This window comes from Williamsia limnetica, assembly GCF_003217475.1.
GTDB classification, from domain to species: Bacteria; Actinomycetota; Actinomycetes; order Mycobacteriales; family Mycobacteriaceae; genus Williamsia; species Williamsia limnetica.
The window spans coordinates 25,652-31,722 of record NZ_QJSP01000031.1 but is presented as its reverse complement, the minus strand read 5'-3'; the positions used below and the strand labels follow the sequence as shown (position 1 = coordinate 31,722).

The window sequence follows — 6,071 nt, the reverse complement described above, 5'->3', positions numbered from 1 at the left end:
CGACACACCCCAGGGTGGGGAATTACGTGACGGCCAGGTGGGGAATTACGTGACGGACAACCCCATCAACCTGGGGAATTACGTGACCGCTGACACCACGATTGCTCATCTTCTCTGTCGCAGCTCTGTTGTTGTCCATGGCTGGATACGCGGTGGGCCTTCGCGCATTCACCTTGGGCCCCTCTGGCGTTCGGGGGTGGACGAGCGTGACAATGGCGCTCATCGGCGTTCCCAGCAGCGCCGGTTCGGTAGTGGCCTTTGTCTTCATCCTCTAGCCTCGCCGGCCCGCCGGCGCTGAACAGCCAGTAGGACGCCCCTGAACTCTGACGCAGCAGCGTCTGGGTTGTCCCAGACTTGATCACCCGGGCCAGACCGCTCGCACTTCCGGTTGTGGCCCACATACTTTCCGTGCCTGCAAATCTCAGAGCTACTAGCCGCTAGGAAGGCCGTGGCCGGACGCGTCCACCGCACCCCGCTGACGCCAGTGGTGCCAAGAGTAGCGAAGCACCGCGATCAATACACTGAACAGCGGTATCACAATGTAGCATGTTCCGATGAAAATCACGGTACCCCAGAAAAAGAATCCAATCAGAACAGCACTCAGGTAGTCCGCTAAAGAGTCTGAGTATCCGTCGCCAATCAAACCGATTGTCAGGGCAATTGAAAACCCGAGTCCGCACGTCAGATACGAAGCCGGGATGGCCCACAGCAGTGAAGATCGCCACAGACGCCAGAAGGTTTGGTTTTGTTTTACGCTCACTTATGAATCTCTACAATCCCCACTCGGGGAGGAGCTGCGGGCGAACCCAACTCGGTCCCGACCACCGGCGCGTTGCTCTGCTGGGTTCCCGGATACCCCATCTGAGGAGATGCTTTAGGCGTTTCACCGATCTGTGGAACATCCACGCCGATTTCGTGATTCGGGCCTTTAGGAAGATTCTTCAAGGGACCCCACTCCGATTTCGTCGCCTCATGGGTTGCAAGTGTTCTGGCAGTCCCGTCTTCGTTGTACTGGTACACCTCGGCAGAAGGAAAGGTTCCAATCTTTCCTCCGACATCAACAGAGCCATTGTCGTTCGGCTTCATGGTGAGGTCGCCTTCGACCCCGACTCCAAGGTTCTTTCCCATCTCGGGTTGGTAGGTGTCCGTGGCGAAGTAATGCACCCGAACTGACCCGTCCGGTGCCTGCGCGACGTGAACTTCGGGCACGTCAGCCTTCGGGGGATTGGGGCCGCTAGTCACCACCGTCGGGTTCTGCCGGGCCACAACAACTCCGTTCTCGTAATCCACGTAGATCGAGACCCGGGATTGCTCAGCTGATGCGTCCGGGTCAGGTCCGCGGTTGTCACCGTAATTGTTTGGGAACGCGCGCCCGTCCAACACGTCACCCGGGTTGAGCGTAATGTTCTGGGCTTCTTTCCCCGGGATGTAGAGATTGGTTCGAACGATGCCATGCCCGGGTCGGGGCTCGATCGTACCTACGACCACATTCGCGTTGGCACCCATATTCTTCGAATCGTAAGTCTCAGTGTCGAGCGCCTCAGCCATTCGCCATTCGTTCTCCGTTCGAGGTACTCGACCATAAACCTCTTGGAACGCACTCGACTGATTTTGATGACGGTTAACACTACTTTCACCAATCGCATTGGGTGTGTCGCGTACGTCTGTGATGGGCAACTCGCCGAGTGCTCCCTGAATTGCCACCGCAAGGTCATCGTCTGCACGGTCCGCAGCGTGTAGCAGGTTATTGACCCTGGCCTGAAGTGTGCGTTGAGCGTCGTAATACGTCGCTTTGTCCTCCTGGGGCCAGCCTTGCATAGTCGGCGGATCGGGATCGAAGACCTTGCCGGTCGCGGAATCGATCTCGAAACCCAGTCTGTCCGAGTCTGCTCGCACCGCCTTGAGCGTGGCTTTGACCTCCTCGACTTCCCCGACTGCCGTCTTAGCTGCATAGGCGATCGCCATGACTTCAGTTGCGTGTAAGTCGAGATCGACCTTCGTCTTCCCTATAGATCTCGCCGCAGCTTCCGCCGCGTCGCCCGCCCACGAACCAAATACACCCAGGTTTGCCAAGCCATCGGATGTTTCTCCGCAATGGTTGGCCGTTACTTCACAAACTTTGAATACGCGCTCGATGTCCGCGGGGTTCCATCGATCGATATCGGCGATCGTGATCGTCATCGATGGCTACAGGTCGAGTGTCGAAGGCGTACCCGGCGCCAGCGAACCTGCTGCCGTGTCGTCCACGTCAACAAACTGATTCGTGGAGCGCACGACGCCCGCTGAGTGACCCGCAATCCGAGCGACTATGACGTTGGCGTCTGATTGCCACCGGCCCAGAGCGCCGGACATCACGTTGGCCGACCTACCAACCCAGCCAGCCTCTACGGCCCCCGAAAGTTGACTATGTCGCTCGCGAAAATGCTCATCACTATTCGCGTGGTGCGTTGCCAACCTCGCAGCGGTTGCAAACATTTGATCGGTGGCGATGGCGAAATCCGTCATCACAGCAGCACCCCCCAGCGCTAGACAGAAGCCCGTGTCCTGAATCTTCGAACGACTATACAACGAACGTCAGAACACCTGCCGAGAAAACCTTCCGGCAGGCAATACCAGTCCCCGGTACGGGCAATACCCATGTCTCCTGGATCGGCCCACCGTCACCTGCGCCTCGTCGGTGACGCCAGCTCCCGGTATCGTCACCCACCGCGCGAGCACCCTGTGCAGTACCGGCTACGCGTGGTCCTGTGCGACATCGAACCCGCGATCTGGCGAACCCTCGAAGTCCCGTCGTCCATTGAGCTCCCGTACCTCCACGACGTGCTGCAGATCGTCATGGGCTGGGAGGACTACCACCTACACAAGTTCGTGCTCGGCGACGAGCCGTGGGCTCACGACGCCGTCAGCTTCGTCATGCAATCGTCTCTCGACGAAGGATTCGATGACCTCCCCAGCGTGAACCATCTCGAGCTCGACGTGCGGCTCGAGGAGTTGCTGACCGAACCCGGCGAATCAATCATTTACCTGTACGACTTCGGCGATGATTGGGCGCACCAACTGACCCTCGAGGCCATCGTCGGCGACGACATCTCCGGAGCGAGCTGTCCCGACGGCGCGCGGGCCTGTCCGCCAGAGGACTGCGGCGGACCGCACGGATACGCCGACCTGCTCGCCGTCCTCGCCGACACCGGCCATCCCGAGCACCAGCACATGACCGCATGGGCGGGACCCTTCGACCCCGAACACTTCGACCGCGACGCAATCAACCAAACGTTGACCGCACGCACTCGCAATGGGGAGACCCTGAGGTCTGCCGCCGCTGCATCCGCGTTGGTCGCAGATCTGATCACCCGGGTCACGCCTCCCGCGCTGCCGGCCCTGGCGGACGTGCTGTCCCGTGCTGACCTGAACCAGACCGCCGACGTCGACGATGCGACAGCGACCGCAGCGATGGCCAAGATCATCTGGATGGTCCATCACATCGGGGACCGCCTGAAGCTTACGGGGTGGGGGCCATCTACCTCCGGCGACCATCGCAGCGATGCGAGCTGAATTGGGTTGGGACGGTTTGAAGTTTTACGCCACCAGCAATCGGGGCAGCGACCACCCGCAAGCGAAAGAGATGCAGGAGTCGATCGTCGCCCTCGGATTGGCCCGTAAAGTCAAGGGCGAGTTGATTCAAACGAAGATCGCCGCGAAACTCGCAGGCGATCCGCAGGCGTTGTGGCGTCATGTGGCCTCGCGGGTCCCGCGCGGGAAGGACGAGTCCGACCGCGAAGGCGGGACCATCGCCCTGCTTGCCCTCGCCGCTGGAGTGCCGGTCAGGGACCTGGCGAACGACCTGATGCCTGCCCTCGGCTGGCGCGCCGACAACCCTCGCGCGTTCTCGGGTGCAACCATTCCGGTGAGGAGATTTCTCGCGGTAATCGGCACACATCCCGGTTGCAAGTTTCTGTCTGACGAGGGCTTCCCTGATTGGATGCCGACTTTCGCCCGCGCTGCGTTGCAGCTCGACCAACGGGTCTAGTCGTCTCGCCGAACATCTTGCTGACAGTGCCAGTCACTCTTCACGAATCGACGTCGACCCCATACCCCGCAGCCAGTTCTGCGAGACCATGGTCGTACCCCTGACCCACCGCGCGTAGCCGCCACACACCGTGGCGACGGTAGACCTCGGCAATGAGCATGGTCTGTTCCGACGTCCCCGCATCGAGCACCGACGAAGCGATCGCCTGGTCATCCGTCGCCACCTCAACGGCGAGCGCGCCGACGTCGCCGAACGTGCCGTCGCCGTCGATCGCGGCGGCGATGGCAATCCTATGAACGTCGCCATCGACGTGGGTCAGGTCGATCCGCACACCTTGCTCGCAGTCGCCATCCACCGACAGTCGCACTCCCCCATCGGCACTCGCCGGCTGGTTGTAGAAGACGAAGTCCTCGTCGGACCCCACGCGTTCGTCGGCACCCAGTTCGAAGGCCACGATGTCCACCTCGAAGTTCTGCGCCTGTGCCGCACTCCAGCTGACATTCAATCCGAATGTCACTGCCCAGTCCGGCATATCGATGACAGCGCCGCGGCTCAACGCCACCGCGGCCTGACGGATCTCAGCCTGTGGGTTCGGCACGTCCACGGTCGTAACATCGCCCAGGACTTCTGAGCCGGGCACCGTCGGTAGCCCGCGCTCACGAATCCGCGTCATCCGCGAATCCTTCTCACCTCCATCAAGAATAACCACGTGGGTGACGCCGGCACTGAGATTCACAGAGGGGCGGGCACCCAGTTCGATAAGCCGAAGTCGCACGGCGGCAGCCTCGTCGTGTGCTCCGCCCACAACCAGCACTCGCCGACCGGACCATGGGAGCTGCGGTTCCGGTGCCGTCGGTCGGGGTGCCCGCTTGCGAACCGGCTGTTGCGCATCACTCTTGCGCACACCGACACGAACATCGCGTAACAGCTGCAGGATCTGCCCCTCGCTGAGGACCGCGAGACCTTCAGCCCGGGCGCGTTCGAGCTTGCGAGTTCCGATGTGCGGCTCGTTGCACACGACCACACCCGTGCGCCCACTGACCGAGTTCATGACGTCGAGTCCGGCGGCCGTCATTCGGGCAGCCAGTTCAAGCCGTGGGATTCGGGTGTCGCCGGTGATCGCGACCTTCATGCCCTGCACCAACACGCCATGGGCATCGAAACGGCCGGGATTGACCCATGGGCATGGGACCCGGACCACGGTGTCCGGATACGCCCGGCTCGCGAGGGCGCAGTTGACCACCGGCAACGGCATCCCCAGCGACCTGGCCAGCGCGGCGCTGTGCGCGAAGACCTGCGAGGTCACCCTTGCGTCATCGAAAGCGTCGTGGGCATTCCGCTGCTGAATCTTCCAGTGCCGGGCCAGCGTCGACAGCTTGTGGTTCGGAACTTCGAGCTGAAGGCGGCGACTGAGAGTCATCGTGCACAAGCGATGGTTGATCGACGACGACGTGTTCGCTCGGGTGAGCTCCGACGCCAGGAAGCCGTGATCGAAGGTCGCGTTGTGGGCCACCAGAGTCCGTCCAGCCAGCATCGCGGTCAGTCTCGGCGTGATCTGGTCGAACGTCGGTGCTCCCGCCAGACGATCCAACGTCAGGCCGTGGATGTGTACAGGCCCGGGGTCGCATCCTGGATTAAATAATGTGGTGAACTCGTCCTCCACCCGGCCGTCACGATCGAGTGCGATCACCGCCAGACTCAGCACTCGATGGTGATTCGGACTCAGACCCGATGTCTCCACATCGACCACTGCCCATTTGCTCGCCGAATGCGGCACGGATGAGTCCTGTCTTGTCGCAAAGCCTGCGCCGTCGGGCATTGGTCCAGATCGTAGCGGGCAATGCGGTGAATACCGGCCAATATGTCGGGGCGGCTGCATAATTCCTACGAAGCGACTACGCGCGACATCTGCCTTTGCGACAACTCCCGCTCGCGAAACTTGGTCCCGCTCGCTCCGTGGCGCGAGCGGGACCAAGTTCTCCGAGCGGGAACATAAGCTGACAGTAGTACGGCGCGTGCGACGCGCCCCCTTTCGATGACGACC

Annotated in this window: 5 protein-coding genes; 2 read left to right on the top strand and 3 right to left on the bottom strand. The window is 61.6% G+C overall.

Annotated features, from left to right (window positions below; translation table 11 throughout):
- Positions 1–756 precede the first annotated feature (756 nt).
- Both DFR67_RS29295 and DFR67_RS31660 read right to left on the bottom strand, forming a co-directional pair.
- A complete protein-coding gene (locus DFR67_RS29295; RefSeq protein WP_110472983.1) occupies positions 757–2,181 on the bottom strand; it encodes a hypothetical protein in 1,425 nt (474 codons plus the stop codon).
- A gap of 6 nt (positions 2,182–2,187) precedes the next feature.
- Positions 2,188–2,505, bottom strand: a complete 318-nt coding sequence (locus DFR67_RS31660; RefSeq protein WP_110472982.1) for a WXG100 family type VII secretion target — start codon at positions 2,503–2,505, stop codon at positions 2,188–2,190.
- Between the two features lie 132 nt (positions 2,506–2,637).
- Between DFR67_RS31660 and DFR67_RS29285 the strand changes: the two genes are divergently transcribed.
- Together DFR67_RS29285 and DFR67_RS29280 are read left to right on the top strand one after the other, a co-directional pair.
- Positions 2,638–3,552: a plasmid pRiA4b ORF-3 family protein gene (locus tag DFR67_RS29285; RefSeq protein ID WP_110472981.1), complete on the top strand. Its 915-nt coding sequence runs from the start codon at positions 2,638–2,640 to the stop codon at positions 3,550–3,552.
- Complete coding sequence (locus DFR67_RS29280) at positions 3,542–4,027, top strand: hypothetical protein (protein WP_110472980.1); 486 nt, start codon at positions 3,542–3,544, stop codon at positions 4,025–4,027. Before DFR67_RS29285 ends, DFR67_RS29280 begins: the two co-directional genes overlap by 11 nt.
- A gap of 40 nt (positions 4,028–4,067) precedes the next feature.
- On the opposite strand, the gene DFR67_RS29275 is transcribed toward DFR67_RS29280, so the two are convergent.
- The gene (locus tag DFR67_RS29275; protein ID WP_245938237.1) at positions 4,068–5,804 is read right to left on the bottom strand and encodes a TerD family protein; all 1,737 of its coding nucleotides are present in this window, start codon (positions 5,802–5,804) and stop codon (positions 4,068–4,070) included.
- Positions 5,805–6,071 lie beyond the last annotated feature (267 nt).

What these genes read in the sequence shown, in the direction of transcription:
- DFR67_RS31660 (WP_110472982.1), bottom strand. Translation starts at nt 2,505, where the DNA reads ATGACGGATTTCGCCATCGCCACCGATCAAATGTTTGCAACCGCTGCG.
- DFR67_RS29285 (WP_110472981.1), top strand. Translation starts at nt 2,638, where the DNA reads ATGTCTCCTGGATCGGCCCACCGTCACCTGCGCCTCGTCGGTGACGCC.
- DFR67_RS29280 (WP_110472980.1), top strand. Translation starts at nt 3,542, where the DNA reads ATGCGAGCTGAATTGGGTTGGGACGGTTTGAAGTTTTACGCCACCAGC.
- DFR67_RS29295 (WP_110472983.1), bottom strand. Translation starts at nt 2,181, where the DNA reads ATGACGATCACGATCGCCGATATCGATCGATGGAACCCCGCGGACATC.